The sequence below is a fragment of the Cytobacillus spongiae genome (genome assembly GCF_021390075.1).
The window spans coordinates 952,983-976,386 of record NZ_CP089997.1 but is presented as its reverse complement, the minus strand read 5'-3'; the positions used below and the strand labels follow the sequence as shown (position 1 = coordinate 976,386).

Below are 23,404 nucleotides of genomic sequence, written 5' to 3'. Positions count from 1 at the left end.
GATTAATTAGGGTGAGGTTAATGAAAATGGAGCAACCAATTATCGAACATAGTATTGCCGCGGAAAAGCAAAAGAGAAAGCGTTACAACCTGTCAGAGCATGAGCGAAATCGAATTATAAAAAAAATTGGGCAGGAATCTCAACCAGATGCTTATTTCTATATTATGGTAGTTCTTTCATGCTCAGTAGCTACCTATGGACTTCTCTCGAATAGTACAGCTGTTATTATCGGAGCCATGCTAATTGCTCCCCTCATGAATCCTATCTTGGGTGGAGCACTTGCTTTAATTACTGGAAACAATCGACTGCTTAGAGTAACAATTAAGGCTGAACTAATCGGTGCGATGATTGCAATTGTCTTATCTACTTTGTTAACTCTTTTCCTCCCTGTTGCTGTGCTTACACCCGAAGTGCTAGCGCGTACTGAGCCTACGCTAATCGACTTAATTATTGCACTTGCCTCGGGAGCTGCAGGTACATATGCCATTTGCTATCGTGCAGGCGCTACTCTTCCCGGAGTTGCTATTGCTACAGCGCTAATGCCCCCGCTTTGTGTTGTGGGAATTAGCATTGCAAAACAGGAATTCCATCTTGCTGGAGGAGCTCTTCTATTATTTTTTGTTAACATGCTCGCCATCCATGTGATAGGGATTCTAATTTTTAAAATCGCAGGGTTTACCACCCCGTCCATATCAAACTATTTTGGTTTAAATGCAAACAACGAGAATCAATCAGTTAGCAATCGGATTGTTCAAAATAAGATTATCTATCCCATCACGCTGTTATTGCTTGTTAGCATCCCATTGATTTTTTTTATGTCTAATTCAATTGACACTGATCGTACTGAAAAGCTTATTCGAGCAGGCCTAGAAGAAGGATTTGTAGTGTTATCTCCTGATTCCAAACTTGTATCTGTACATTTTGATAAGGAAGAACAAACCTATGTAATTAGTACGGAGATTCATACGGATCGTGTAATTTCTCCTGATGATATTCGCACGCTTGAAAACAGCTTGGAATATCGCCTAGCAGCACCTGTACGTCTGACTGCAAATGTATCTCTTATTCAGAAGGTCAGCAACGAAAGCTCGACCAATGCATTTCAATCTCTCTTTCCAACACAACAAGAAAAAGTTATTGAAGTGATAGAAAGCGATACACCTGAACATATTATCGAGCAAACAGTTGATGAAAAACTCCTTCTATTTGAAGGTTATGTCCTCGAAGACTTTGTATTTCAATACCAAAAGGGTTCTGGTACTTATCAAATACAACTTCAAATTAAGGGAGAAAAATTCCTAGATGAACAGTTTTCTAGAACCATCGAAACAGTACTTGAAGACAAGTTAAAAAGAAAGGTATTGGTCACTCTCATACAAGAAGCTAAACTCACTGAAGACATCGAGACAGATGAAAAAGAGGCGGTATCAAAGGATGATGAAACATAAAAAGCTTGAGCTAGATTCATTTTCTAGCTCAAGCTTTTTACACAGAGAGGGTTTGATTCTCTAGATTACTGATATTTTCGATAAGACAGCCTTTTCTGAAGTACATTTTTTAAGAGGTGTCCTTTGTCAAAGATATAGCAGGTAACAAAGCTTAGGATTAAATAGAAGAATGTGAAGACACTTGGAATGAATACAATCCGAAGCCACTCTCTCATAACCAATCCTGAAAACACTTTTATTCCCTTTGCCTCAGGTTGAAATTGATGAGTAAAGAAAGCACCTTCCACAAGCATGAATAGAAATACATTTGCCGTTACATAAATGAATAGTAAGATCATGATATTTGCTTTTTCAGTACGAAAACTAAATTTTACAGCGACAGTAATCAAAATCGTTATCAAAGGATACACCACAAAAATAAGGTTGTATGGAGTCATTTCCCGTATTCCCCCTATACAGTACTAACTATTTATTGCTTCCTGCTTGTCAACTCAATAAAGCGCTCTTTTGATAATTTTTCATCAAAGCTGCTAAAAATCCGAAATCGATCTACATCGATAATTCGAAAGTGCTGGCTGATAATGTTTTGTTGAAGAATATAGCTATTTTTCCGCTCAACTTCCTTCCACCATACTTTTCCTCCCAATGTTTTTTCCTTTCGAACATCAATTCCTTCTCGAGCAACTGTTTCAATAACCTCTAAAGGTTCATTTCCGAATAAGAACTGCAGGGTTTCTGTTTCTCTAAATAGTGCACATACCGTGACTACAGTAGACCAGTTTGCGAAAACTCTTCCTTTTTCAATTTGAACAAGTGTTTTTTTTGATACGCCAATAATATCTGCCATTTTATCCTGTGTATACCCAGCTTCTGTACGAATGAGACGCAACTTCTCTGATACCTTTGCAATAATCTCTTCTCTTGTCAAATTCCCTTTTCATTCCTTTTTTTATCATTTAGTGTAATTTTACACCATTTTATCCAAAAATTAAAGAATAAACATATAAAAGCCAGCAAATCGAATGATTGCTGGCCTAAATTTTATTTAAATTCACTTATTTAGACTGACTTGAGCAATTCGTTGAACAGCTCTCTCTTATACTACATGCAGCACATTTCCCTGCTTTTGAACGATTAATAAACCGATAGATTGCCCAGCTTGCGTACCCAAAGACCGCTGTTCCGATTACAATATTTGCAAACATTTCAAACACCTCATTTGTATTAGGCTAATCCAAGAAGCTTCCCGCCTTGGAAAATGATGAATGAAAGGAGATAGGCAATTCCTAAGGCATAGGCAACTGAAAAGACTGTCCACTTCTTTGAACCTGTTTCTTTATATACGGTTGCGACCGTAGCTAAACAAGGGATGTAAAGAAGGATAAATACCATAAAACTGTATGCAGCTAAAGGAGAAAAATAATCCACTAGCAAGCCTTGCAACCCTGCTTCGTTTGGAACATAGTAGATAATATTCATCGTTGAAATAATTGCTTCTTTTGCTAAAAACCCTGTTAAGAGGGATGCACCAGCTTGCCAGCTTGCAAAACCAATTGGTGCTAGGAGTGGTGCCAAAGCTCCTCCAATTGCTGCTAAAAAGCTGTCATCCATTGCCACATCTAAGCCGGTTGGCCCCATATAAGATAACAACCAAATAAAAACTGAACCTGCAAAAATAAACGTTCCAGCTTTTTTTACAAAGCTTTTCCCCTTATCCCACGTACTTTTCCAAAGTGCTCCGAAATTAGGAAGTCGGTACGGTGGTAATTCAATGACAAAGATGGAAGTCTCACCTTTTAATATCGTTAAAGAGAATAGTTTAGCAAGGATTAACGCTACAATAATCCCTAATACATAAAGAGATAATACAATAAGTGCTTTATGCTGCAAAAAGAATGCTCCGACAAAAAGCGCATATACAGGAAGCCTTGCCGAACAGGACATGAGTGGTGTTAACAAAATAGTTAATAATCTCTCTTTCGGAGTTTCAATCGTACGGGCTGCCATAATTCCAGGTACGTTACATCCAAAACCAATCATCATAGGAATAAACGCTTTCCCATTTAATCCGACTGCTTCCATTAATCGATCCATGACTAGTGCTACACGTGCCATATAGCCAGAATCCTCTAATAAAGAAATAAAAAAGAAAAGAATAAAAATCTGCGGAACAAACACAAGTACACCGCCAACTCCTGCGACAACTCCATCTAATAATAAAGAACGGATAAATGAAGAAGCACCTGCAAAATCTAAAAATCTTTCAATCCCGGAAGAAATGGGACCCGCAATTATCCCGTCTAATACATCTGATAAAGGGAACCCTAGCCAGTCAAAGGTCAACATAAACATCAGATACATAAGGGTTAAAAAGATAGGAAGACCTAAAATTTTATTTGTGACAATCGCGTCGATTTTCTCAGATAATGGCGCTTTCGTTCCTTCCTTCTTTTCTGAGACCTCTTTCACAATTTGTTGAATGGTTTCTTTTCTTTTAAGGAATATCAATTGGTCAAGTGATTTGCCATTCTCTTTCTGCCTAACAGTTTCTCTAGTAGAATTGACAAGATGATCAATTTCAGACTCGACTATAAAATTCGAAAGATATTCTCTTACATAAGTATTTCCTTCAAATAACTGAAGAGCTAACCATCTGATTGAATGTTTATCTTCTCCTTTTAACATAGCTTCAAGCTTTAAAATCCCGTCCTCAATTGCACTTCCATAGTCAATTGTATTTTTCTTAGGGAGTGTCTTTACTTGATCAGTGACAATACTAGCTAATTGTTCGGATCCTTTCCCTGTTCGAGCAATTACTGGTACTACAGGTATTCTTAGTATGGAAGAAAGCTTTTCTGTGTCGACGCGGATTCCTCTGTTCGTTGCTACATCTACCATATTTAATCCAATTACTAACGGCTTGTTATATTCAATTAACTGTAACGTTAGTTGTAAATTGCGTTCCATTTGTGAGGCGTCAACGATATTGAGAATTTGATCAAAAGATTCATGTAAAAAGAAGTTTGTAACAACTCCCTCGTCCTTTGAAAGTGGACTTAGGGTATAAATACCAGGAAGGTCAATTAATCGATCCTGATTGTTTTTAAATGTTCCTATTTTCTTTTCAACCGTTACACCGCTCCAGTTCCCAACATATTCATATGAGCCAGTTAACGTATTGAATAAAGAAGTTTTTCCTGTGTTTGGATTTCCTAACAGTGCAATCTCCATCATTTCTCTTCCACCTTAATACTTCGCGCCTCTTTACGACGAATACCGACACATTGTCCACATGATTCAAGCATAATCGGGCCGCCAAACGGCATTAAACACTTCACACAAAATTCCGATCCTTCTGTAATTCCTAAATCTAGCAATCTTCGGCGAACTAAATGGTCAATTGTTGAGATATCGGTAATAATCCCTTTGCTTCCAACCTTTAAATTTCCTAACATGCTCATCACCTTATATATATTTTATTTATTTGTTTACTAAGTAGGAATACTATTGAGAATGATTCTCTTTATTTATATCAAGGTTTTTTCCAGAATGCTGTGTCATATATCACTCCTTAAGGGAAAATAACACATTCTTTTTTGCTAAATATGGAAGATCAGTTGTATTTTAAGAAGAATAAGAATGAAAGTTTGAAAGGACCATTCAATATGAACGATACAGTCATCTATTTATTCAAGAATGATTTCCGTCTACATGATAATCCAGCATTATATGAAGCTAGTAAGCATCAAAACATGATTATTGCATATATCCATGATGAGCATTCACGGGGGAAATGGAAGCTAGGAGAAGCGAAAAAGTGGTGGTTGCATTACGCATTATCTGCTATGGAAAATCAAATCAATCGATTAGGTGGACATTTGACGATAAGGAAAGGGGATACAGTAGAAGAATTAATTAGATTAATCAATGAAACATCAGCACACTGTATCTATTGGAATCGAGAGTACGAACCAGCTGTCTATTCAAGAGATCGAGAACTAGCAGAAAAGCTCACAAGATCGGGATTTCAGGTAAAAACATTTGAAAGTTGCCTCCTTCTCCCCCCTTGGACAATCATAAATAAACAGAAAAAACCTTATAAAGTATTTACCCATTTTTACAAACAGGTTCTTGCGGTAGATATCCCACTCCCATTACCAGTTATTCTAGAGCCACTCTCAAGTATTGAGCTACCCACTGTACCTATTGAGGAACTCCGTTTGTTGCCTCGTCAATCTTGGGCAGATAACTTCTTGGAGAAATGGAATCCTACGGAAGAACATGCTATAAACCTATTTAATTCGTTTGCTCGTACGAAAATAAGCGACTATCATCAGAACAGAGATGTCCCCTCTCATGATGGAACATCAAGACTATCACCTTATTTAACGTTTGGACAAATTTCTGCTAGGTCGATGTTTTTAGAATTAAAGAAGATTCCAGACTCCGAGGAGTTTATTAGACAATTATTATGGCGAGAATTTTCGTACTACTTATTGTGGCATTTTCCTCATTCATCTGTTGATTCACTGAATAATCAGTTCCATTCCTTTCAATGGGATCAAAATCAAGCTCTATATAAGGTTTGGACAGAAGGAAATACAGGCTATCCAATCGTTGATGCAGGAATGAGAGAGCTTTGGAAAACGGGGTATATGCACAATCGTGTCAGAATGATTGTAGCCTCTTTTCTCACAAAGCACTTGCTCCTCCCATGGCAAAAAGGAGCTGAGTGGTTTTGGGACACCTTGCTTGATGCGGATTTAGCTAACAATTCCTTAGGTTGGCAATGGGTAGCTGGTACTGGAGTAGATTCGGCACCTTACTTCCGAATTATGAATCCCATTATTCAAGGAGAAAAATTTGATTCGGAAGGAGAATATATCAAAAGATGGATTCCCTCTCTTCGAAACATGCCATCTGAATACATTCATAAGCCTTGGGAAGCACCAGCTCATATATTAGAAAAAGCTGGAGTCATACTTGGAAACACCTATCCTGAGCCCGTTGTCAATCATAAAAGGGCGCGGTTAAGGACGTTGGAGCGATATGAACAAATGAAAAAAGAAAAGAAACCTCCTACAAATGATAGCTAATTTGTCAATTTCTTAAGGGCAGAATTCAATTATTTCTTATAAAATAGAAGGTAAATGAATAAAGGGTGTTTAAGATGGAGAATGAACGATCAATGGTTTTTCCTTTTGTCCACTCACTGCCAGAAGAATCACAAAAGAAAATCATTCAAACTGAAGTAAAGAAAGGTACTACCATGCTATGGGACGGAGATACGTGTGAGTACGCTACTTTTGTATATAAAGGGGAAGTAAGAGTTCACAAAGCCAATAAAAATGGACGGGTTGTAAACCTTTATAAAGTATTACCTGGTGAAGCATGTATATTAACGATAACAAGTGCTCTTTCATCCCAGCCATATCCTGCTAGTGCTGAAGCATTAAAAGACACGTCTCTTCTATTAATTCATAAGCATGACTTAAAAGAATGGCTTAGTGAATACCCTCAGCTTCAAGAGGTTGTTTATCAACACACAGCCAAACGTTTTATCTCCATGATGGCATTATTTGATGACCTTCTCTTCAAAAAAATAGATGAACGAGTGATTGAGTTTTTACTCGATAGGCTAACAGAGGACGAAAATTCAATTGCCATTACTCATGATGAAATGGCAATTGAGCTTGGAACGGTACGTGAAGTCATTAGCCGAATTCTGAAAAGCTTAGAGAAAGCCAAGATTCTATCCCTATCTAGAGGGAAAATTCAGTTGATTAATCGGTTGGCATTAGAAGAAAAAATGACAAACCTGTGAATATGTGACAAAGTCACATATTCTTCCTCCCCTAATATATATCATTATAATCATAACAACATTAAGGGGGAATATGCATGAAGTTAAATGTAGGGAGCACCGATCGAATCATTCGCTTGATCATTGGTATATTGTTATTGGGCTCATTCTTCTTAGAAGGAAACATGAAATACGTTGGAATACTAGGAATTGTGTTCGTCTTAACCGCTTTTATTCGATTTTGTCCTTTATATTTACCTTTCAACATTAGCACCTGCAAAAAATAAAAATAATCTCAGCCAAATGGCTGGGGTTATTTTTATTTTTTGCTTGAACTTGTGACAGTCCATATTTCAATCGAACATGTATACAACTATTATCCTTAGATATACCGATTTCGCTGGGAATTTTTCAGAAATAAAAGGATTTTTTCACAAAAAAAACGAATACAAGTAGTGTAAATATTTTGTAAATAAATATTTAATAGTGGTTATCCTTATTTTAGTTACGCTTTGCTCTGATTGAATAATGGTAAGTAGGTGTATTCATGTATACGTTAACAAATGAACGACTCATTGATTATTTAACAAGTAATCGAAAGAAATTAGTAGGTGAATGGGAAGCGAAGGTAGTTGTAGACCAGCAGGAGCCATGTACGGAAGAACAAATTCAATTAAACTGCAACCAGTTGATTGACACGCTCCTTAAGATCTTTTCATGTTCATATGATGAAACGGATGAGAAAATCAAAATTCTCGCTATTAAAGTTGCCAAGGAAAGGGCCAAATCTAGTAGCAATATTGGGAATTTTGTATATAACGTAAATTTAGGACGATCGGTCATTTTTAGCAACCTCTACAAAATTGGTGAAACATGGGATTACATACAGCCAGCAATTGACAGGATTAATTTTTGCTTTGATAAATTCCTCCACTATGCGGTTAGCTACTACTCAGAAATGAAGGAGCAAATTATTGAAGAAAAAAATCAATTCATTAATTCCACCCACAAAGATCGATTAACTCTTTTGGGGCAAATGACCTCAAGTTTCATCCATGAATTTAGAAATCCACTAACATCTGTTCAAGGATTCATTCAATTAATTAAGTCAGAGCATCCAGATATAAAATATTTAAACATCATCTCGAATGAGCTTGAACAACTGAATTTCCGTGTGTCTCAATTTTTACTCTTATCTAAAAAAGAACTGATTGGAAAAGAAAAAACAAACTTCTTCTTCAATGCATTATTAGAAGAGGTATTAATATTTCTTTATCCCTCTATTCTCGATAGCAATGTTAAAATTCAAAAGTCGTTGGATCAAGATATCCAACTTTTTGGATACGCAGATGAAATTCGCCAAGTACTAATAAATATCATCTTCAATGCCATTGACGTATTAAGTACTTATCGCAGTGATCCACAAATTGAGCTAACTACAAAAATTGATGATGGAAGGCGTATTACAATCCACATTGCAAACAACGGACCAATGATACCAGAAGAACTGCTTGTTTCCATTTTTGAACCTTTTGTAACAACTAAAAAGTTAGGAACCGGTTTAGGTTTATTTGTCTGCCGAGAAATTATTGAAAAACATAAAGGCACATTAGAATGCATGTCCTTACCATCTAAAACGGTCTTCACAATTACGTTACCACTAGCCAAAGATGTATAGTCCCCCTCAAACATTGGTTGCAGGGGCATTTTTTTGGAGGAAAATTGGAGAACGGTAACGATTAAAAAGAGGTTCTCTCCATATTTACTCTCCATTTTATCTTGATTAACACGAAAGGAGAAAAAATGTTTTCTATTGACGTAGATAATGAAATTCAATTACAGCTTTTCCAAATGCATCACGCACAGGACCTCTATCAGCTTGTAAATCAAAACCGATTACATTTACGGGAGTGGTTACCTTGGGTTGATAGCATGACATCCGTTCAACAATACCATTCAATTATTCCAATGTGGCTAAAACAGTTTGCCGACAATCAAGGGATGAATACAGGAATCCGCTATAAAGGAAAGCTGATTGGCTGTATTGGCTTTCATCAAATTGATTGGGCAAATAGACAAACAAGTATAGGATACTACTTGGCAGAAGGTTTTCAAGGAAAAGGCATTATGACTCGAGCATGCCAAGCACTTATTAACCATGCTTTTCATGACCTAAAGCTACACCGCATTGAAATCCGTTGCGGTGAAAAAAATATAAAAAGCCGTGCTATTCCACAGCGACTTGGGTTTACGGAAGAAGGAAAAATTCGGGGGGCTGAACAACTTTATGGGAATTATCACGATTTAATCATATATGGGTTACTCTCGGATGAATGGAGAGTTAAAGGTTAATGTCAGCTTAAATATACTGCATAAAACTTCAACTTTGTAGCAGTTGAAGTAAAGAGCGCACATTTAGGATTGGACTATTTTATATAATCATTATCAAACTACTCCCTATTCATATATAGCGTTTTTTATCATACAATAGAAGTAGTAAACTTTTTTCAAAACCACTACGTTTGACTGTACGGTTTAACATCCCGTATAATTAAGTTTATTTGTATTCTCTGATAATCTTCTGTTTACTAAAATAGTAGAATAAATGATTCTCCATTTTGTCCGATACACGACAGTGAAGAAATATCAGAGCCCATTTTTTTATAAGTAGAGGTGATATGATGGGGCAGGCTATCGTATCGGGGAGTTAGCAACTATTGCAAATGTATCTAAGAGAACAATAGATTATTACACGAGTCTAGGATTATTAAAAGCTGAACGCTCTCAGTCAAATTATCGGTTATATTCTAAAGAGTCACTTGAAGATTTGAAATTTATCGAAGAGTGCAAACTTCTACACCTTCCCCTTGAAGAGATTAGAAGAAAGCTTGAAATAAAGAAATCAGGGGAAATTCAAAACATTGAAGTAACAAAGCATATCAATCTTTTGACACAACAGATGAAGCAGCTAAGAAAAGACATCTCTGACTTACTCCCGCTTATGGGATGCTTAGATGAACAACAAAAGCATAATTTCTCCGAGAAAATGAGTGTAGAGAGCACGGCGTTAATTAAATCCTTATCGAGTTTTAAAAACTAGTCTGCTTGCTTTAAGGCGCTGTCAGACAAAACTAATTTTTGTTTTATTGGGAGGTGACTCCTTACTCGTGAAGACGAGATAAGGAAACTTATTTGGACATATTTAACTTGGTTCTCATTGCCATTTTAATTGCTTTAACGGCATTTTTTGTTGCATCAGAATTTGCCATTGTGAAAGTCAGAAGCTCTAGAATCGATCAGTTAATGGAAGAAGGCAATCGAAGTGCGCTCGCTGCAAAGAGAGTAATTACCAGCCTTGATGAGTATTTATCAGCATGTCAGCTAGGAATTACGATAACAGCGCTTGGCTTGGGGTGGCTAGGTGAACCTACATTTGAACACATTTTACACCCGCTTTTAGGTGGACTTAACTTACCTGAATCTTTGACAAGTGTTCTTTCCCTTTCTTTTGCCTTTGCGCTTGTAACATTTTTACATGTGGTAGTTGGTGAATTAGCCCCTAAGACACTTGCTATACAAAAAGCAGAGTTAATTACGTTATTATTTGCACGTCCATTAATATGGTTCTATCGATTAATGTACCCTTTCATTTGGGCTTTAAATGGTTCTGCTCGACTTATTACAAGCCTGTTTGGCTTAAAACCAGCGTCTGAACATGAACTAGCTCATTCTGAAGAAGAGCTTCGATTGATCTTATCCGAAAGCTATAAAAGTGGCGAAATCAACCAATCAGAGTTCAAGTATGTAAATAAAATTTTTGATTTTGATGATCGTATTGCAAAGGAAATTATGGTTCCTCGAACAGAAATTGTTTCTTTAGCAAAAGATGACACACTTGAGACCTTTTTAGAAGTTGTTCATGAAGAAAAATTCACTCGATATCCAATTATTGATGGGGATAAAGATCATATCATTGGAATGGTGAATATTAAAGAGATCATGACTGAATTGATTAGAAATCGAGAAATTCTATCTGAAACACTTGAAACTTATACCAGACCGATCATTCGCGTCATCGATACCATTCCAATTCATGACCTTTTGCTTAAAATGCAGAAAGAAAGAATTCATATGGCCATTTTAATGGATGAATATGGTGGTACATCAGGTCTCGTAACGGTGGAAGATATCGTGGAAGAAATAGTCGGTGATATACGCGATGAATTCGACAATGATGAAATTCCGATGGTTCGTAAGATGAATGATGAACACTATATTATTGACGCTAAAGTGCTAGTGAGTGAAGTGAATGACCTACTAGGTTTAGAAATTGATGATGAAGATGTTGACACAATTGGTGGCTGGGCTTTAACTGAGAACTATGACGTTAAAGAAGGGGATACCCTTCATATTGGAAGCTTCTCCTTTAAAATTTTAGATATGGAGGAACACCATATCAAATATCTAGAAGTAAAAAAAATAGCAGCTGAAGAAATTGCTGTCTCTATCGAGATGAACAGTACAGAAGTATTGTCTTAATAAATTTACATTTAAACCATAATCCTCTCTATGAGGAATCCTTCAGATTATCGACAAGCTTGTAGAATTTTGAGCTTGTCGGATAGTCTTTTTTTTATTTTCGTAAAGACAAGTGCAACAATAGGATGAAGAGCGTCCCCGGAAAGTATGCATTTGTAGCGGAAATCACCCTTTCACCTCCAATTCATTTTCAATTATAACTATAGGGATGAGTCCGCTGGTTGCCTTTTTCATTCAGTTAACCATTTAAGGATATTTTTCTTCTCAAATTCACTGAGTCATACTAGTGATTGGAGCGGAAGGCGCTTTACTTCTCGGGGATTAGCGGTACAGCCAAGACCCCGCAAGCGAATGCTGAGGAGGCTTGGCGAACGCCCCCTGGAAAGCAAGCAGCGGAAATCAGCCTATGTCGAGGAGGAAAATAAAAATAACGAAAATTACAGCGAAAAAGGTTCCTCTTCTTTCAAGCCTTACTTATTGGGAAGACGAATCATAAACCTTGTTCCCGTATTCTCACTACTTGTCACTTGGATCTCTCCTTGATGTAACTGTACTAGCTGCTTTACGATGGATAGCCCCAGACCGAACTCTCCAAACTTATTGCTTGTACGTGACAAATCAGCTTTATAAAATCGAACCCAAATGTTTTCAACTTCTTCTGGAGCCATGCCTATACCTGAATCTTCTATTTCAATGATGGTCTCTTTATAGCCTCGCTTCCCTCTCATGCGAACAACGCCATTATCAGTAAATTGGATACTGTTTTTGACAATATTGATAAGGATTTGAGTCAGCCGGTCATAATCTGCAAAGACATTAAGACCTTCCTCCACCTCTACAATGAGTTGATTGTTCTTTTCAATTGCTTGCTGAGCTAATTGCTCTTGGACAATTTCAAAGGCATCTTGCAAATCAATCTCTTCCTTGTTCAATTTCACCTGATTTGATCGTATTCTTTCATAATCCAAATTCTCATTTACTAATCTAATCAACCGCTTTGTTTCCCGATCAATAAGATCCATTCCTTTCTCCTTTTCTTCATTCGGAATAAGGTCATTTCGAATCCCCTCTACTAAGCCACTTATCGTTGTTAAAGGTGTTCTCATCTCATGGGATACATCGGCAATAAACTTACGTCTTCGATTTTCGAGACTCTCAATTTGCTCACTCGATGCTTGTAAACGTACAGCCATTTCATTAAAATCCTTTGCAAGATAATCAATTTCGTCGGCACCCTTTTCCTGTATATGGACTTTGTAGTTTCCGAATGAAATCATTGATGTAGCATTTCGAAGCAGTTTAATTCTTCTGACCAAACTCTTTGATAAAAACCCACTTATTAAAATCGAAGCCGTTAGTGAAATAATAATTGTATAAACTAACAACTTATTAAGCTTTCCAATAATTTCTACTGCCCCACTAATTGGAGAAACGAGAAGCACTCCACCTGTCATCGTCTGATCTTGCATATAAGGAAGCGCCACTAGTGTTACCTCTGTTTCAAATCTTTTTAGGTCCTGCTTGACTGAAACCATTTTCCCATCTGACAGTTGTCCCCACTCCTCTTCTGTTAAGCTAATGAGGGCTGTTCTAGGTAACTTCGGATAGACGACCCTACCATCTTTATCAAAAAGAAAGTAATTAATCTTTCTTGCATCGAGTAACTTGCTATATTCGCGAAGAAATTTCTCATCACCTTCAAAGCGAATCGTTAATTCTTCTAGAATTTGCTTTCCAAATGCCCCTAGTTCTTCGACTTTATTTTGAAAAATAAAGTTTTGAACCAGCTGTGAAAAAAGTAAACTTAAAATAAGAAATGCCGTAATGACGATACTAATATGACTGACAAGAAGCTTATAGAAATATTTATTCTTCATCTGCATTAACCGACTCATCGAACTTATACCCTATTCCCCATACCGTGTGAATAAATGGTTGTGAAGCTGTACCCACCTTCTTGCGCAACCTTTTAATATGAACGTCAACTGTTCGTTCGTCTCCATAAAACTGATACCCCCAAACCCTGTCTAATAACTGCTCTCTTGAAAACACTTGGCGGGGGTTTTTCACAAAATAATACAATAAATCAAACTCTTTAGGAGTCAAATTTGTTATAAGACTTTCCATATAATAGGCTTCCCGTTTCTCTTTACTCACTTTAAAAAATTCACTACGAACAAAATCCTGTTCAGAATCTTGATCTGCTACTGGCTGAAAACGCCTTGTAACAGCTTTTATTCGAGCCATAAGTGTAAGCGGGCTAAACGGTTTCGTTACATAATCATCTGCTCCCATCTCCAGTCCAAGCACCTGATCAGATTCGCTATCCTTTGCCGTCAACATAATGATGGGAACGCTGCTAAGCTCGCGAATTTTCCTACACAAGGTTACACCTTCCATTCCAGGAAGCATCCAATCTACAATAATTAAATCCCACTTTTCTTTATTAAAGCGCTCAAATCCCTCTATACCGTTATGGATAAATACACCTTCATATCCTTCTTTGGAAAAAAACATCTCTAGCATCGAACAAACACTCTCATTATCTTCAATGACTAAAATCTTCATCTATATCCCTCTCAATCCCGAAGCTTCTTTTCTTAAATTAAAACGAATTGTCCTAACGAATGCAATATGTATCTATTTTTGTTCCATACATTTCACCCTTCCTACCAGGATTCGTACATTTTTGTTCATATTTTAAGGATAAGCTATGTTTGTAGCAAAAATTAAAACGTAAGGCTCTATGAACAGGGAATAGCTTGCCTTGGTTAAAGAAAGCAACTACTTCTTATTATAGAGCCCCCAAAAAAAGGAGTGTAAATTCACATGAAGAAAAACATTTTGGTGGTATCTGCTTTAGCTTTAGGTGTTTTATTTACAGGAACAGGACTGAAGGACGTGTATGCTGCAGAAGACAAACCGAAAGACAGTATGGCAGAAAAGAGAGAATGGAAAGAAAAGCTAGTTAATGCCGAAAAGGTAAAGGAGTTAGAAGAAAAGGGGTACACAAAAAAAGAAATATTCAAGGGAGCTCACCTTGCAAAAAGAGCAGAAAAGTCGGTAGATGAAGTACTAGCTTACTACAAGGAGAATAACTCATCATGGGTGGATACTGCCAATCATTATAACGTAGAGCTAAATCATTTGGGAAAGAAAAAGAAAAAGCTTGCTTTCGTAGAGGAGAATATGGATGAAATTCTTCTTAAGTTAGCTGAATATACAAATACAAATCAAGAAGAATTGAGTAATTATTTAAACGATGACATGAAGCTAAAAGAGCTTATGGTAGCTGCTGTTCTTTCTACGCTAAGTAACTCCGATCTAGATGAAATACTAAAGCTTCATAACGAAGGGACTACTTTTAAAGAGCAGATGAGCGAACAAGGAATTGACCATACCCAATTCCATGAAGAAATGAAAAAGCTTCGTGAAGAGATAAAGACAGACATAACAAATTAACATTGTTTTGGAGAAAGGGAGAGGGGCTTGAATTTTTTAAAGCGTGCAATGATAAGTGTGAAGGCTCGGGCCGGTAAAAGTTTACTTCAGCTTTTTGTATTTACTGTTATTTGTATCCTCGTTTTATCGGGATTGACCATTCAAACAGCAGCAACTAAGTCTAGTGAACTAGCAAGAACTCAGCTTGGAGGAGAAGTTACCCTTCAAGCTGATATGACTAAACTAATGGAGCAGCAGCAAGGAGCTGGTGGAAGAGCAAAATTTCAGCCTGTTTCTGTCTCTGAAGAAGTAGCCTCAGAACTTCTCACTTTAGAACATATTAAGGGATATAACTTTTATGCAAATGCAACGGCCATCGCAGCCAATTTCGCCCCGATAGAAAGTGAAGAATCAGAAGATACGTCTACCTCAACTGCTGAAGACAAAGGTGGACAAATGGAGATGATGCCTGGAAAAATGATGGGCGATGTGTCTATGCAGGGAGTTATGTTCACCGATGCGGTTTCAGAGTTTAGGGAAGAGCAATCTACCCTTGTTGAGGGTCGTCACCTATCAAATATGGACGCGGGCCAAAACTTCCTATTAATGGAAATTACATTAGCAGAGGAAAATGACCTTTCAATTGGAGATAGGGTTAGCCTTCAGTCAACAACAGCAGAAGATCTAATGGAATATGAGATTGTTGGATTGTATGAAACAACCGTTTCTGCAGATAACACTCAGCAAGGAAGAGATTTTGCTACATTAAACCCATATAACAAGCTATATGTTCCCTATTCTTCGTTAACTCCATTTAAACGCGATAAAACAGACGGGACGATTGATAGTGCGGTCTATTTTATCGATGACCCTGTCAATATCGATTCCTTCGTAGAGTTAGCAAAGGAAACAGGTTTAATCGACTTAGATACGTATATGCTTGACAAAAATGATCAATTATTTCAGCAAATGATGGGACCAATTGAACATGTTGCCTCCTTTTCATCAAATGTAGTGATTTTAGTGACAGTTACTGGTGCTATGATTCTTGGACTTATTGTGATGATGAGCATCCGGGAGCGGAAATATGAAATGGGTGTGTTAATGGCGATTGGTGAGAAGCGATGGAAACTAGTCGGTCAATTTTTAGCAGAGATACTTGTTATTGCGATACTAGCTCTTGGACTTTCAAGCATTAGTGGTGACTTTGTTGCAACAAAGGTAGGAGATCAGCTACTTCAGCAGCAGCTGATAGATTCAGAAGCAGAAATTGATCCTGCCGCATTTAAACAAAGAATGCCTATGTTCGGTGGTCAAAATCAAGTTCTACAGGTCGATCCGATTGATGAACTGAATATTCAAGTCACGAACGAGGATCTTTCAATGCTCGCATTAATTGGATTGTTAATTGCTGTTCTTTCTACATTACTCCCTTCCCTATCCATTTTGCGAATGCAACCGAAAACCATTTTATCCAAGCAGGATTAATCATTGGAGGGAAAAATATGAGCAACCTATTAGAATTCAAAGATATTTCTTACTGGTACACACATGAAGGGAAACAACAACCAATCCTTAAAGATATAAATATCGCATTTGAAAAAGGTCTTTTCTATACGGTTACAGGACCATCAGGTTCTGGCAAGACAACGTTTCTATCTTTAGCTAGCGCATTAGATCTACCTAAGTCCGGCGACATTTTATATGAGGGAAAGAATATTCAAAAGATTGGGTTAACTAATTTTCGTAATCAATTTGTATCGATTGTCTTTCAATCTTACAATCTACTTCCCTATATGACAGCCTTACAAAATATTGTAACCGCTATGGAAATTACCAAGTCACCTGTTTCGAATAAGAAAACACATGCATTAAAAATGCTACAAAGAGTAGGAATCACAGAAGACAAAGCCAAACAAAAAGTCCTGACGTTAAGTGGTGGACAGCAACAAAGGGTATCTATCGCAAGAGCTCTCTGCTGCAATTCTAATCTTATTGTCGCAGATGAACCTACCGGTAATTTGGATGAAGACACAGCTAAAGAGATTGTTCGACTTTTCCAACATATCGCACACCATGAAAACAAATGCGTAATAATGGTCACACATGACCAACAAATTGCAAATGCATCTGACGTAATTGTCAAATTATCAAAAGGAAGCTTTACTGTCCAGTATAAGAAACAACCAGAATTTGTATAGTTTTATTATTGCCGAAATTGAATTCACACAAAAAAGCTTGGCTTCGACACCAAGCTTTTTTCGTATTCTTCGATACAATGCTTTACGCTAGGTAGACAAAATATCCCATAAACGCAATACTTAGTGCGTACATTATTGGATGTACTTCATTCGGCTTCTTTAACGCCAACATTGTTAACGGATAAAGAATGAACCCTAATGCAATTCCTGTTGCCACACTAAATGTCAGTGGCATCATAAGGATGGTTACAAAAGCTGGAATGACAATCTCTAGCTTACTCCAATCAATATGCTTCACTTCCATCGCCATTAATGCCCCAACAATTATCAATGCTGGTGAAGTAACCTCTGCCGTAACGACTGAAAGCAGTGGAGAGAAGAATAATGCAATGGCAAAACACCCGGAAATAATGATAGAAGTAAATCCCGTTCTTCCACCCGCAGCAATACCAGAGCTAGATTCAATCATTGATGCAGTCGTTGAGGTACCAAGAACGGCACCAACTACTGTAGAGGCTGAATCTGCTAACAGAGCTTTCCCCGCATTAGGAATCTCGTTATTCTTCATTAAGCCTGCTTGACTTGCAATTGCAATAAGAGCACCAGCCGTGTCAAAAAAAGCAACAAACAAAAAGGTAAAAATAACAGCAAGCATCTGCGGTGTTAGTATTTGATCTAAATGAAGAAACACTTCTCCAAAGGTTGGTTCTAAGCTTGGTATTCTTCCTATTACACTTGTTGGTTTATCAATGATTCCAACTAGCATTCCAATAATCGTAGAAATAACCATTCCGTAAAAAATAGCTCCCTTTACACCTCTAACGATTAATACAACCGTTAGTACAAAACAAAATACAGCTAGTAAAGTCGTAGTTGATTTAAGATCACCTATGGAGACAAAGGTTGCTTCATTTCCAATTATTAATCCTGCATTTTTTAAGCCAATAAATGCGATAAAGAACCCTATCCCTGCAGCAATAGCATGCTTGAGGTCTTTTGGGATGACATTAATAATTTTCTCACGAATCTTTAGCAAGCTAAGGATGACAAACAAAATCCCCGATACAAACACACCGGTAAGTGCAGTTTGCCAAGGAATCCCCATTCCAATACATACTGAAAAGGTAAAAAATGAATTCAACCCCATACTCGGTGCAATTCCAATTGGATAATTGGCGAGTAATCCAATTAACAAAGAACCAATAATAGCTGAGAGTGCTGTCGCTGTAAAGACTGCTCCTCGTTCCATTCCGGCCTCACTTAAAATGATGGGGTTGACAATTAATATATATGCCATCGATAAAAAGGTGGTAAACCCAGCAATCGTTTCTTGCTTATAGGTAGTACCACGTAAATCAAACTGAAAATACGTTGACACCTGTTGTTGCCTCCTTATTGAATTAATATAAAATATGATTCAAATATATAGAACCAAACAGAAAAAAGCTTCGCGTATGTACGCGAAGCTACCGAAAATGATTAAGGGAAAATACTAAACTTTCAATCAAGTATTCTTCCCTGTAGTCAAGCTATTTACGGCAGCTCGGTAGAAACGTTTAGGCCCTATCCCTAAACATATACAAGGGTATGTTCATTCTATAATGTTGATAATTCTATCAAACTGCTATTACACCGTCAATTTGAAAGTAAATTAACATTTTTCTTATTATAAGAAATATTTCGAGGAAAAGAACGGAGCTCCCCCTATTACGGGGGAGCTCCTATCCTTTAGACCATTTGACTTATATCCTTTTCAAGAACATCAATTGTCTCAGGGTGTTCAGATAATAGTACTTGAAGCCTGCCATACGACGAATAGACGGTTACAAGATGCCCAGACTCCATACCGTCAACTATTGAAGATTTTGTAACGTGCTGTGGAGTCATATTCAGCTCATTCCCTTTGTTCGATTGATTGACTAAGAAAATTCCATTATGTAAATTTAGAAACTCACTAACTGAAGCTTGCGCAAGCTCATCCACTTCATGTAATTCTTCCTCTGCATAAACAGAAGCGATTTTTAGAAAGCTAGACTCATCAGTAAGAATAGCTGTGAACAGTGGGGTTGGCCCAGTAATAACTTGGTTAACCAACCAATCTGCCTCCAACTGACCTTCTACTTTGCTAATTTCTAAGTGAATTTGATCATCTATAAAACGAATCATATTTTTCGCGAATAACGAAATATAGTCAACAAAAAAGTCCTTTTTATCCTTCTCATCAACTGGAAGAATACTCTCAACCAATGCATCAATATTTCCTTTTTTAATTTCCTCAAATCTTTCATCAGATAAGCTATGTTCTTTTTTATAACTTACCAATGCTTGAGAGAACTCCTCAAAGCTCATAAAGCATTTATCCACTAATGCTTGGGCAAGTAGCAAATGATTTTGCTTTTGCGCGCTCAGCATTTTCTCTACTTGCTCATCTGTTAAATAGCCAAGCTCTATCGCTATTTCACCAAAGCGTTTGTCCATCTGCTTTTGCTTTTCATGAACTTCTTCGGCTTGTACACCTGTCATAAACCCCTCATCAACTGCAATGATTCCAAATTTAACATGTGTAGATTGAGCGAATGCCAATGCTTCACTTAACTGTTCAGAAGTAATATAGCCTGAATTTAATAAGTAGTTACCAAAAAACTGACTAAACACCAACATTCCCCCCTTTTTTCTCAACCAAAACTTTTTCAATAATATTCGTAATTGCCTCTAAGGTTATTGGCTTTTGAATAAAGTCAAACGCACCATGCTCAAGTGCCGTTTTAAGATGGGCTTGTGTACCGACTGAAGATGCCATTACTACCTTAATTTGATCATCGTATTCTTTAATCTCCTTTAACGCTTCAATCCCATCTTTATCAGGCATGACAATATCCATCAATACAAGATCAGGATGATGTTCCTTCGTCAATTTTACAGCTACTTCCCCATTTTCTGCTTCTAATATATTTTCACATTTACATTTCTCTAAATTAGCTCTAACCTTTTTCCGGATTAGAACAGAATCATCACATATTAATACCATTAAATTATTTTCCAAGCTACTCATCTCCCTACAATGAACTGTAACATTATCCTATTTCTACAAAAACTTCAGAAATCCTTTTCATTTATGCGACTTTTTTACTATCTTAATAAACTTGACACATAATTAATCATTCAGATGTTTGATGTAAAATTGTTGCTTTAGAGTGGATCATAGAGATTCTGAAGTAGGAAGAGTGAGTGATGATGACTATTGGCATTCGCCATTAAGTGAGAAAGCAGAGTTTCTAGAGGAGAGGTGTTTTTTATCATTTGCAAATAACCTATATTCTTAGTTAGGATATATTTGATAAATAGCACAAAAAAAAACCGAAGAATTACTCTCCAGCTTGTATGTATAGTTTGGCTCCACAGGCAGGACTCGAACCTGCGACCGATCGGTTAACAGCCGATAGCTCTACCACTGAGCTACTGTGGAATGTTAATATGTATATAATACCATGTATATTCATAAAAATTCAAGTGTATATTATGGTGGGCCTAAATGGACTCGAACCATCGACCTCACGCTTATCAGGCGTGCGCTCTAACCAGCTGAGCTATAGGCCCCTAATTGGAGCGGGTGATGGGAATCGAACCCACGACATCAGCTTGGAAGGCTGAGGTTTTACCATTAAACTACACCCGCATATTAATTAAATGGAGGCGGCAACCGGATTTGAACCGGTGGTGAAGGTTTTGCAGACCTCTGCCTTACCACTTGGCTATGCCGCCCTTTTGGCTGGGCTAGCAGGATTCGAACCTACGCATGACGGAGTCAAAGTCCGTTGCCTTACCGCTTGGCTATAGCCCACTATTTATAATCACATATTAAATTATTTAATAATAATGGGGCGACTGATGGGAATCGAACCCACGAGTGTCGGAGCCACAATCCGATGCGTTAACCACTTCGCCACAGCCGCCATGATAAATACTTTGTTTGATTGGCAGGGGCAGTAGGAATCGAACCCACACCGGAGGTTTTGGAGACCTCTGTTCTACCGTTAAACTATGCCCCTATGTAAATGGTGGAGGGGGACGGATTCGAACCGCCGAACCCGAAGGAGCGGATTTACAGTCCGCCGCGTTTAGCCACTTCGCTACCCCTCCATAATGAAAGGTGGCTCAGGACGGAATCGAACCGCCGACACAAGGATTTTCAGTCCTTTGCTCTACCGACTGAGCTACTGAGCCAAATAATATTTTAACATACTTATTTCGTAAAATGAGTCAAAGTCAAACCTTCGTCCCGATTTCAGAATGATTATTCATGAAGCCATTCAATCGGTACGCTGTTGATTATTCAAGAAGCTTATTCATTCGTGCTCTACCGACTGAGCTACTGAGCAAATATAATAATGTATTACTTGTTTCGTAAAAATGGCGGTCCGGACGGGACTCGAACCCGCGACCTCCTGCGTGACAGGCAGGCATTCTAACCAACTGAACTACCGGACCAAATTGCGGGGACAGGATTTGAACCTGCGACCTTCGGGTTATGAGCCCGACGAGCTACCGGACTGCTCCACCCCGCGATAATATAATAGTAATAAAAAATATGGAGGAGGAAGAGGGATTCGAACCCCCGCGCGGTTTAACCCGCCTGTCGGTTTTCAAGACCGATCCCTTCAGCCGAACTTGGGTATTCCTCCGTTTAATTATAATATGAAGTTAATAGCGGCGGAGGGAATCGAACCCACGACCTCACGGGTATGAACCGTACGCTCTAGCCAGCTGAGCTACGCCGCCATGATGAATCAAATTATAATTGGTGGAGCCTAGCGGGATCGAACCGCTGACCTCCTGCGTGCAAGGCAGGCGCTCTCCCAGCTGAGCTAAGGCCCCAATGAATTTATAAGAAGTGGTCGGGAAGACAGGATTCGAACCTGCGACCCCTTGGTCCCAAACCAAGTGCTCTACCAAGCTGAGCTACTTCCCGTAATGGCGCGCCCGAGAGGAGTCGAACCCCTAACCTTTTGATCCGTAGTCAAACGCTCTATCCAATTGAGCTACGGGCGCTTTTTATAAAATGATGCCGAGGACCGGAATCGAACCGGTACGGTAGTCACCTACCGCAGGATTTTAAGTCCTGTGCGTCTGCCAGTTCCGCCACCCCGGCACTATCTTTGGAGCGGAAGACGGGATTCGAACCCGCGACCCCCACCTTGGCAAGGTGGTGTTCTACCACTGAACTACTTCCGCATATATAAATAATGCGGGTGAAGGGAGTCGAACCCCCACGCCTTGCGGCGCCAGATCCTAAGTCTGGTGCGTCTGCCAATTCCGCCACACCCGCATATTCTAAATGGTGAGCCATGAAGGACTCGAACCTTCGACCCTCTGATTAAAAGTCAGATGCTCTACCGACTGAGCTAATGGCTCATTCAAAAAATGGTGCCGGCGAGAGGACTTGAACCCCCAACCTACTGATTACAAGTCAGTTGCTCTACCAATTGAGCTACACCGGCATAAAACATATGGTGGAGGATGACGGGATCGAACCGCCGACCCCCTGCTTGTAAGGCAGGTGCTCTCCCAGCTGAGCTAATCCTCCATATTAAAATGGTGACCCGTACGGGATTCGAACCCGTGTTACCGCCGTGAAAGGGCGGTGTCTTAACCGCTTGACCAACGGGCCAATTTAGTAAGTCTAGCAATGTCCTACTCTCACAAGGGGACAGCCCCTAACTACCATCGGCGCTGAGAAACTTAACTTCCGTGTTCGGCATGGGAACGGGTGTGACCTTCTCGCAATAATTACTAGACTTTAAATTAGCGACAAAAATTATATTAACAAAACAATAATATTTTGTCAAGAGGTTCATTCCCTCAAAACTAGATAATGTATAGAAGAAGAAAGAATAACGGTAATGCCATTTTCATAACTAATCCAGCTCCGGCTCCTACCTTCTATCGAAGTTGTACAGTCGCCTTCGCTTTCT

At 38.3% G+C, this 23,404-nt stretch carries 21 protein-coding genes, 23 tRNA genes, 1 rRNA gene and 1 riboswitch; of the genes, 11 read left to right on the top strand and 34 right to left on the bottom strand.

Translation table 11 applies throughout. The features are described 5' to 3' along the window. Nucleotides 1-20: 20 nt before the first annotated feature. Entirely contained in the window at nucleotides 21-1,448 is a 1,428-nt protein-coding gene (locus LS684_RS05185; RefSeq protein WP_233810522.1) for a TIGR00341 family protein, read from the top strand. Nucleotides 1,449-1,513: 65 nt separating this feature from the next. On the opposite strand, the gene LS684_RS05180 is transcribed toward LS684_RS05185, so the two are convergent. The 5 genes from LS684_RS05180 to LS684_RS05160 form a co-directional block, all read right to left on the bottom strand. Beyond that, nucleotides 1,514-1,885 carry a hypothetical protein gene (locus tag LS684_RS05180; RefSeq protein ID WP_233810520.1) on the bottom strand — a complete coding sequence of 124 codons (372 nt, stop codon included), beginning with the start codon at nucleotides 1,883-1,885 and terminating at the stop codon, nucleotides 1,514-1,516. Between the two features lie 32 nt (nucleotides 1,886-1,917). Beyond that, nucleotides 1,918-2,376 carry a helix-turn-helix transcriptional regulator gene (locus tag LS684_RS05175; protein ID WP_233810518.1) on the bottom strand — a complete coding sequence of 153 codons (459 nt, stop codon included), beginning with the start codon at nucleotides 2,374-2,376 and terminating at the stop codon, nucleotides 1,918-1,920. A gap of 127 nt (nucleotides 2,377-2,503) precedes the next feature. Next, complete coding sequence (locus LS684_RS05170; RefSeq protein ID WP_233810516.1) at nucleotides 2,504-2,653, bottom strand: FeoB-associated Cys-rich membrane protein; 150 nt, start codon at nucleotides 2,651-2,653, stop codon at nucleotides 2,504-2,506. 19 nt (nucleotides 2,654-2,672) lie between these two features. Beyond that, nucleotides 2,673-4,682, bottom strand: a complete 2,010-nt coding sequence (feoB, locus tag LS684_RS05165) for a ferrous iron transport protein B (RefSeq protein WP_432418796.1) — start codon at nucleotides 4,680-4,682, stop codon at nucleotides 2,673-2,675. Beyond that, complete coding sequence (locus LS684_RS05160) at nucleotides 4,679-4,909, bottom strand: FeoA family protein (protein WP_432418795.1); 231 nt, start codon at nucleotides 4,907-4,909, stop codon at nucleotides 4,679-4,681. The genes feoB and LS684_RS05160 overlap by 4 nt, the downstream gene beginning before the upstream one ends. A gap of 204 nt (nucleotides 4,910-5,113) precedes the next feature. Between LS684_RS05160 and LS684_RS05155 the strand changes: the two genes are divergently transcribed. From LS684_RS05155 to LS684_RS05125, 7 genes are all read left to right on the top strand, one after another. Next, nucleotides 5,114-6,544, top strand: coding sequence for a cryptochrome/photolyase family protein (locus LS684_RS05155; RefSeq protein WP_233810512.1), 1,431 nt, complete (start codon nucleotides 5,114-5,116; stop codon nucleotides 6,542-6,544). 74 nt (nucleotides 6,545-6,618) lie between these two features. Further along, nucleotides 6,619-7,272: a Crp/Fnr family transcriptional regulator gene (locus LS684_RS05150; protein WP_233810510.1), complete on the top strand. Its 654-nt coding sequence runs from the start codon at nucleotides 6,619-6,621 to the stop codon at nucleotides 7,270-7,272. A gap of 77 nt (nucleotides 7,273-7,349) precedes the next feature. Then, entirely contained in the window at nucleotides 7,350-7,538 is a 189-nt protein-coding gene (locus tag LS684_RS05145) for a YgaP family membrane protein (protein ID WP_233810508.1), read from the top strand. Between the two features lie 260 nt (nucleotides 7,539-7,798). Beyond that, on the top strand, nucleotides 7,799-8,929 hold the full coding sequence (locus LS684_RS05140; RefSeq protein ID WP_233810506.1) for a histidine kinase N-terminal domain-containing protein: 1,131 nt from the start codon (nucleotides 7,799-7,801) through the stop codon (nucleotides 8,927-8,929). 125 nt (nucleotides 8,930-9,054) lie between these two features. After that, complete coding sequence (locus LS684_RS05135; protein WP_233810504.1) at nucleotides 9,055-9,603, top strand: GNAT family N-acetyltransferase; 549 nt, start codon at nucleotides 9,055-9,057, stop codon at nucleotides 9,601-9,603. A gap of 346 nt (nucleotides 9,604-9,949) precedes the next feature. Beyond that, nucleotides 9,950-10,351, top strand: coding sequence for a MerR family transcriptional regulator (locus LS684_RS05130; protein WP_267930412.1), 402 nt, complete (start codon nucleotides 9,950-9,952; stop codon nucleotides 10,349-10,351). Nucleotides 10,352-10,443: 92 nt separating this feature from the next. Further along, nucleotides 10,444-11,790, top strand: a complete 1,347-nt coding sequence (locus tag LS684_RS05125) for a hemolysin family protein (RefSeq protein WP_233810502.1) — start codon at nucleotides 10,444-10,446, stop codon at nucleotides 11,788-11,790. Between the two features lie 470 nt (nucleotides 11,791-12,260). Here LS684_RS05125 and LS684_RS05120 read toward each other — a convergent pair whose 3' ends face one another. After that, complete coding sequence (locus tag LS684_RS05120; protein ID WP_233811546.1) at nucleotides 12,261-13,667, bottom strand: sensor histidine kinase; 1,407 nt, start codon at nucleotides 13,665-13,667, stop codon at nucleotides 12,261-12,263. After that, nucleotides 13,657-14,358: a response regulator transcription factor gene (locus LS684_RS05115; protein ID WP_233810500.1), complete on the bottom strand. Its 702-nt coding sequence runs from the start codon at nucleotides 14,356-14,358 to the stop codon at nucleotides 13,657-13,659. Before LS684_RS05115 ends, LS684_RS05120 begins: the two co-directional genes overlap by 11 nt. Nucleotides 14,359-14,619: 261 nt before the next feature. Between LS684_RS05115 and LS684_RS05110 the strand changes: the two genes are divergently transcribed. From LS684_RS05110 to LS684_RS05100, 3 genes are read left to right on the top strand one after another with little or no spacing between them, the layout of a single operon-like run. Continuing rightward, on the top strand, nucleotides 14,620-15,252 hold the full coding sequence (locus LS684_RS05110; protein WP_233810498.1) for a hypothetical protein: 633 nt from the start codon (nucleotides 14,620-14,622) through the stop codon (nucleotides 15,250-15,252). Nucleotides 15,253-15,279: 27 nt separating this feature from the next. Further along, nucleotides 15,280-16,719, top strand: a complete 1,440-nt coding sequence (locus LS684_RS05105) for an ABC transporter permease (RefSeq protein ID WP_233810496.1) — start codon at nucleotides 15,280-15,282, stop codon at nucleotides 16,717-16,719. A gap of 17 nt (nucleotides 16,720-16,736) precedes the next feature. Then, on the top strand, nucleotides 16,737-17,432 hold the full coding sequence (locus LS684_RS05100) for an ABC transporter ATP-binding protein (protein WP_233810494.1): 696 nt from the start codon (nucleotides 16,737-16,739) through the stop codon (nucleotides 17,430-17,432). 82 nt (nucleotides 17,433-17,514) lie between these two features. Here the strand turns inward: LS684_RS05100 and LS684_RS05095 are convergent, their stop codons facing one another. The 27 genes from LS684_RS05095 to rrf all read right to left on the bottom strand — a co-directional run bounded on the left by LS684_RS05095 (nucleotide 17,515) and on the right by rrf (nucleotide 23,227). Then, nucleotides 17,515-18,810, bottom strand: coding sequence for an NCS2 family permease (locus LS684_RS05095; RefSeq protein WP_233810492.1), 1,296 nt, complete (start codon nucleotides 18,808-18,810; stop codon nucleotides 17,515-17,517). A 123-nt stretch (nucleotides 18,811-18,933) separates the two neighbouring features. Continuing rightward, nucleotides 18,934-19,035: riboswitch (purine riboswitch) on the bottom strand. A gap of 125 nt (nucleotides 19,036-19,160) precedes the next feature. After that, nucleotides 19,161-20,087: a cyclic di-GMP-binding domain-containing protein, MshE-related gene (locus LS684_RS05090; protein WP_233810490.1), complete on the bottom strand. Its 927-nt coding sequence runs from the start codon at nucleotides 20,085-20,087 to the stop codon at nucleotides 19,161-19,163. Beyond that, nucleotides 20,080-20,484, bottom strand: a complete 405-nt coding sequence (locus tag LS684_RS05085) for a response regulator (protein ID WP_233810488.1) — start codon at nucleotides 20,482-20,484, stop codon at nucleotides 20,080-20,082. Before LS684_RS05085 ends, LS684_RS05090 begins: the two co-directional genes overlap by 8 nt. 339 nt (nucleotides 20,485-20,823) lie before the next feature. After that, nucleotides 20,824-20,898 (bottom strand) — tRNA-Asn (locus tag LS684_RS05080). A 54-nt stretch (nucleotides 20,899-20,952) separates the two neighbouring features. After that, nucleotides 20,953-21,029 (bottom strand) — tRNA-Ile (locus LS684_RS05075). A gap of 5 nt (nucleotides 21,030-21,034) precedes the next feature. Continuing rightward, nucleotides 21,035-21,108 (bottom strand) — tRNA-Gly (locus tag LS684_RS05070). A 12-nt stretch (nucleotides 21,109-21,120) separates the two neighbouring features. After that, nucleotides 21,121-21,194 (bottom strand) — tRNA-Cys (locus LS684_RS05065). A 4-nt stretch (nucleotides 21,195-21,198) separates the two neighbouring features. Next, nucleotides 21,199-21,273: transfer RNA gene (locus tag LS684_RS05060), tRNA-Gln, on the bottom strand. Between the two features lie 36 nt (nucleotides 21,274-21,309). Continuing rightward, a tRNA-His gene (locus LS684_RS05055) sits at nucleotides 21,310-21,385 on the bottom strand. 22 nt (nucleotides 21,386-21,407) lie between these two features. Next, nucleotides 21,408-21,481, bottom strand: a tRNA-Trp gene (locus LS684_RS05050). Nucleotides 21,482-21,488: 7 nt separating this feature from the next. Beyond that, nucleotides 21,489-21,572 (bottom strand) — tRNA-Tyr (locus tag LS684_RS05045). An 11-nt stretch (nucleotides 21,573-21,583) separates the two neighbouring features. After that, nucleotides 21,584-21,656: transfer RNA gene (locus tag LS684_RS05040), tRNA-Phe, on the bottom strand. Between the two features lie 187 nt (nucleotides 21,657-21,843). Next, a tRNA-Asp gene (locus LS684_RS05035) sits at nucleotides 21,844-21,920 on the bottom strand. A 3-nt stretch (nucleotides 21,921-21,923) separates the two neighbouring features. Next, nucleotides 21,924-21,997 (bottom strand) — tRNA-Met (locus LS684_RS05030). A 24-nt stretch (nucleotides 21,998-22,021) separates the two neighbouring features. Next, nucleotides 22,022-22,114 (bottom strand) — tRNA-Ser (locus tag LS684_RS05025). Nucleotides 22,115-22,137: 23 nt separating this feature from the next. Next, nucleotides 22,138-22,211 (bottom strand) — tRNA-Met (locus tag LS684_RS05020). 20 nt (nucleotides 22,212-22,231) lie between these two features. Further along, nucleotides 22,232-22,307, bottom strand: a tRNA-Ala gene (locus LS684_RS05015). 17 nt (nucleotides 22,308-22,324) lie between these two features. Then, nucleotides 22,325-22,401, bottom strand: a tRNA-Pro gene (locus tag LS684_RS05010). Nucleotides 22,402-22,404: 3 nt separating this feature from the next. Further along, nucleotides 22,405-22,481, bottom strand: a tRNA-Arg gene (locus LS684_RS05005). Nucleotides 22,482-22,495: 14 nt separating this feature from the next. Beyond that, a tRNA-Leu gene (locus LS684_RS05000) sits at nucleotides 22,496-22,581 on the bottom strand. A gap of 8 nt (nucleotides 22,582-22,589) precedes the next feature. Beyond that, nucleotides 22,590-22,664: transfer RNA gene (locus tag LS684_RS04995), tRNA-Gly, on the bottom strand. Between the two features lie 12 nt (nucleotides 22,665-22,676). After that, a tRNA-Leu gene (locus LS684_RS04990) sits at nucleotides 22,677-22,758 on the bottom strand. 10 nt (nucleotides 22,759-22,768) lie between these two features. Further along, nucleotides 22,769-22,844, bottom strand: a tRNA-Lys gene (locus tag LS684_RS04985). Between the two features lie 10 nt (nucleotides 22,845-22,854). Further along, a tRNA-Thr gene (locus LS684_RS04980) sits at nucleotides 22,855-22,930 on the bottom strand. Between the two features lie 10 nt (nucleotides 22,931-22,940). Then, nucleotides 22,941-23,016 (bottom strand) — tRNA-Val (locus tag LS684_RS04975). 9 nt (nucleotides 23,017-23,025) lie between these two features. Further along, nucleotides 23,026-23,100, bottom strand: a tRNA-Glu gene (locus LS684_RS04970). A gap of 10 nt (nucleotides 23,101-23,110) precedes the next feature. Continuing rightward, nucleotides 23,111-23,227: ribosomal RNA gene (rrf, locus tag LS684_RS04965) — 5S ribosomal RNA — on the bottom strand. Between the last annotated feature and the right edge of the window lie 177 nt (nucleotides 23,228-23,404).

Excerpts from the sequence above, each read along its gene's own strand:
- LS684_RS05185 (WP_233810522.1), top strand. The coding sequence starts at position 21 with ATGAAAATGGAGCAACCAATTATCGAACATAGTATTGCCGCGGAAAAG.
- LS684_RS05180 (WP_233810520.1), bottom strand. The coding sequence starts at position 1,885 with ATGACTCCATACAACCTTATTTTTGTGGTGTATCCTTTGATAACGATT.
- LS684_RS05170 (WP_233810516.1), bottom strand. The coding sequence starts at position 2,653 with ATGTTTGCAAATATTGTAATCGGAACAGCGGTCTTTGGGTACGCAAGC.
- feoB (WP_432418796.1), bottom strand. The coding sequence starts at position 4,682 with ATGATGGAGATTGCACTGTTAGGAAATCCAAACACAGGAAAAACTTCT.
- LS684_RS05160 (WP_432418795.1), bottom strand. The coding sequence starts at position 4,909 with ATGAGCATGTTAGGAAATTTAAAGGTTGGAAGCAAAGGGATTATTACC.
- LS684_RS05155 (WP_233810512.1), top strand. The coding sequence starts at position 5,114 with ATGAACGATACAGTCATCTATTTATTCAAGAATGATTTCCGTCTACAT.
- LS684_RS05150 (WP_233810510.1), top strand. The coding sequence starts at position 6,619 with ATGGAGAATGAACGATCAATGGTTTTTCCTTTTGTCCACTCACTGCCA.
- LS684_RS05145 (WP_233810508.1), top strand. The coding sequence starts at position 7,350 with ATGAAGTTAAATGTAGGGAGCACCGATCGAATCATTCGCTTGATCATT.
- LS684_RS05140 (WP_233810506.1), top strand. The coding sequence starts at position 7,799 with ATGTATACGTTAACAAATGAACGACTCATTGATTATTTAACAAGTAAT.
- LS684_RS05135 (WP_233810504.1), top strand. The coding sequence starts at position 9,055 with ATGTTTTCTATTGACGTAGATAATGAAATTCAATTACAGCTTTTCCAA.
- LS684_RS05120 (WP_233811546.1), bottom strand. The coding sequence starts at position 13,667 with ATGAAGAATAAATATTTCTATAAGCTTCTTGTCAGTCATATTAGTATC.
- LS684_RS05115 (WP_233810500.1), bottom strand. The coding sequence starts at position 14,358 with ATGAAGATTTTAGTCATTGAAGATAATGAGAGTGTTTGTTCGATGCTA.
- LS684_RS05110 (WP_233810498.1), top strand. The coding sequence starts at position 14,620 with ATGAAGAAAAACATTTTGGTGGTATCTGCTTTAGCTTTAGGTGTTTTA.
- LS684_RS05100 (WP_233810494.1), top strand. The coding sequence starts at position 16,737 with ATGAGCAACCTATTAGAATTCAAAGATATTTCTTACTGGTACACACAT.
- LS684_RS05085 (WP_233810488.1), bottom strand. The coding sequence starts at position 20,484 with ATGAGTAGCTTGGAAAATAATTTAATGGTATTAATATGTGATGATTCT.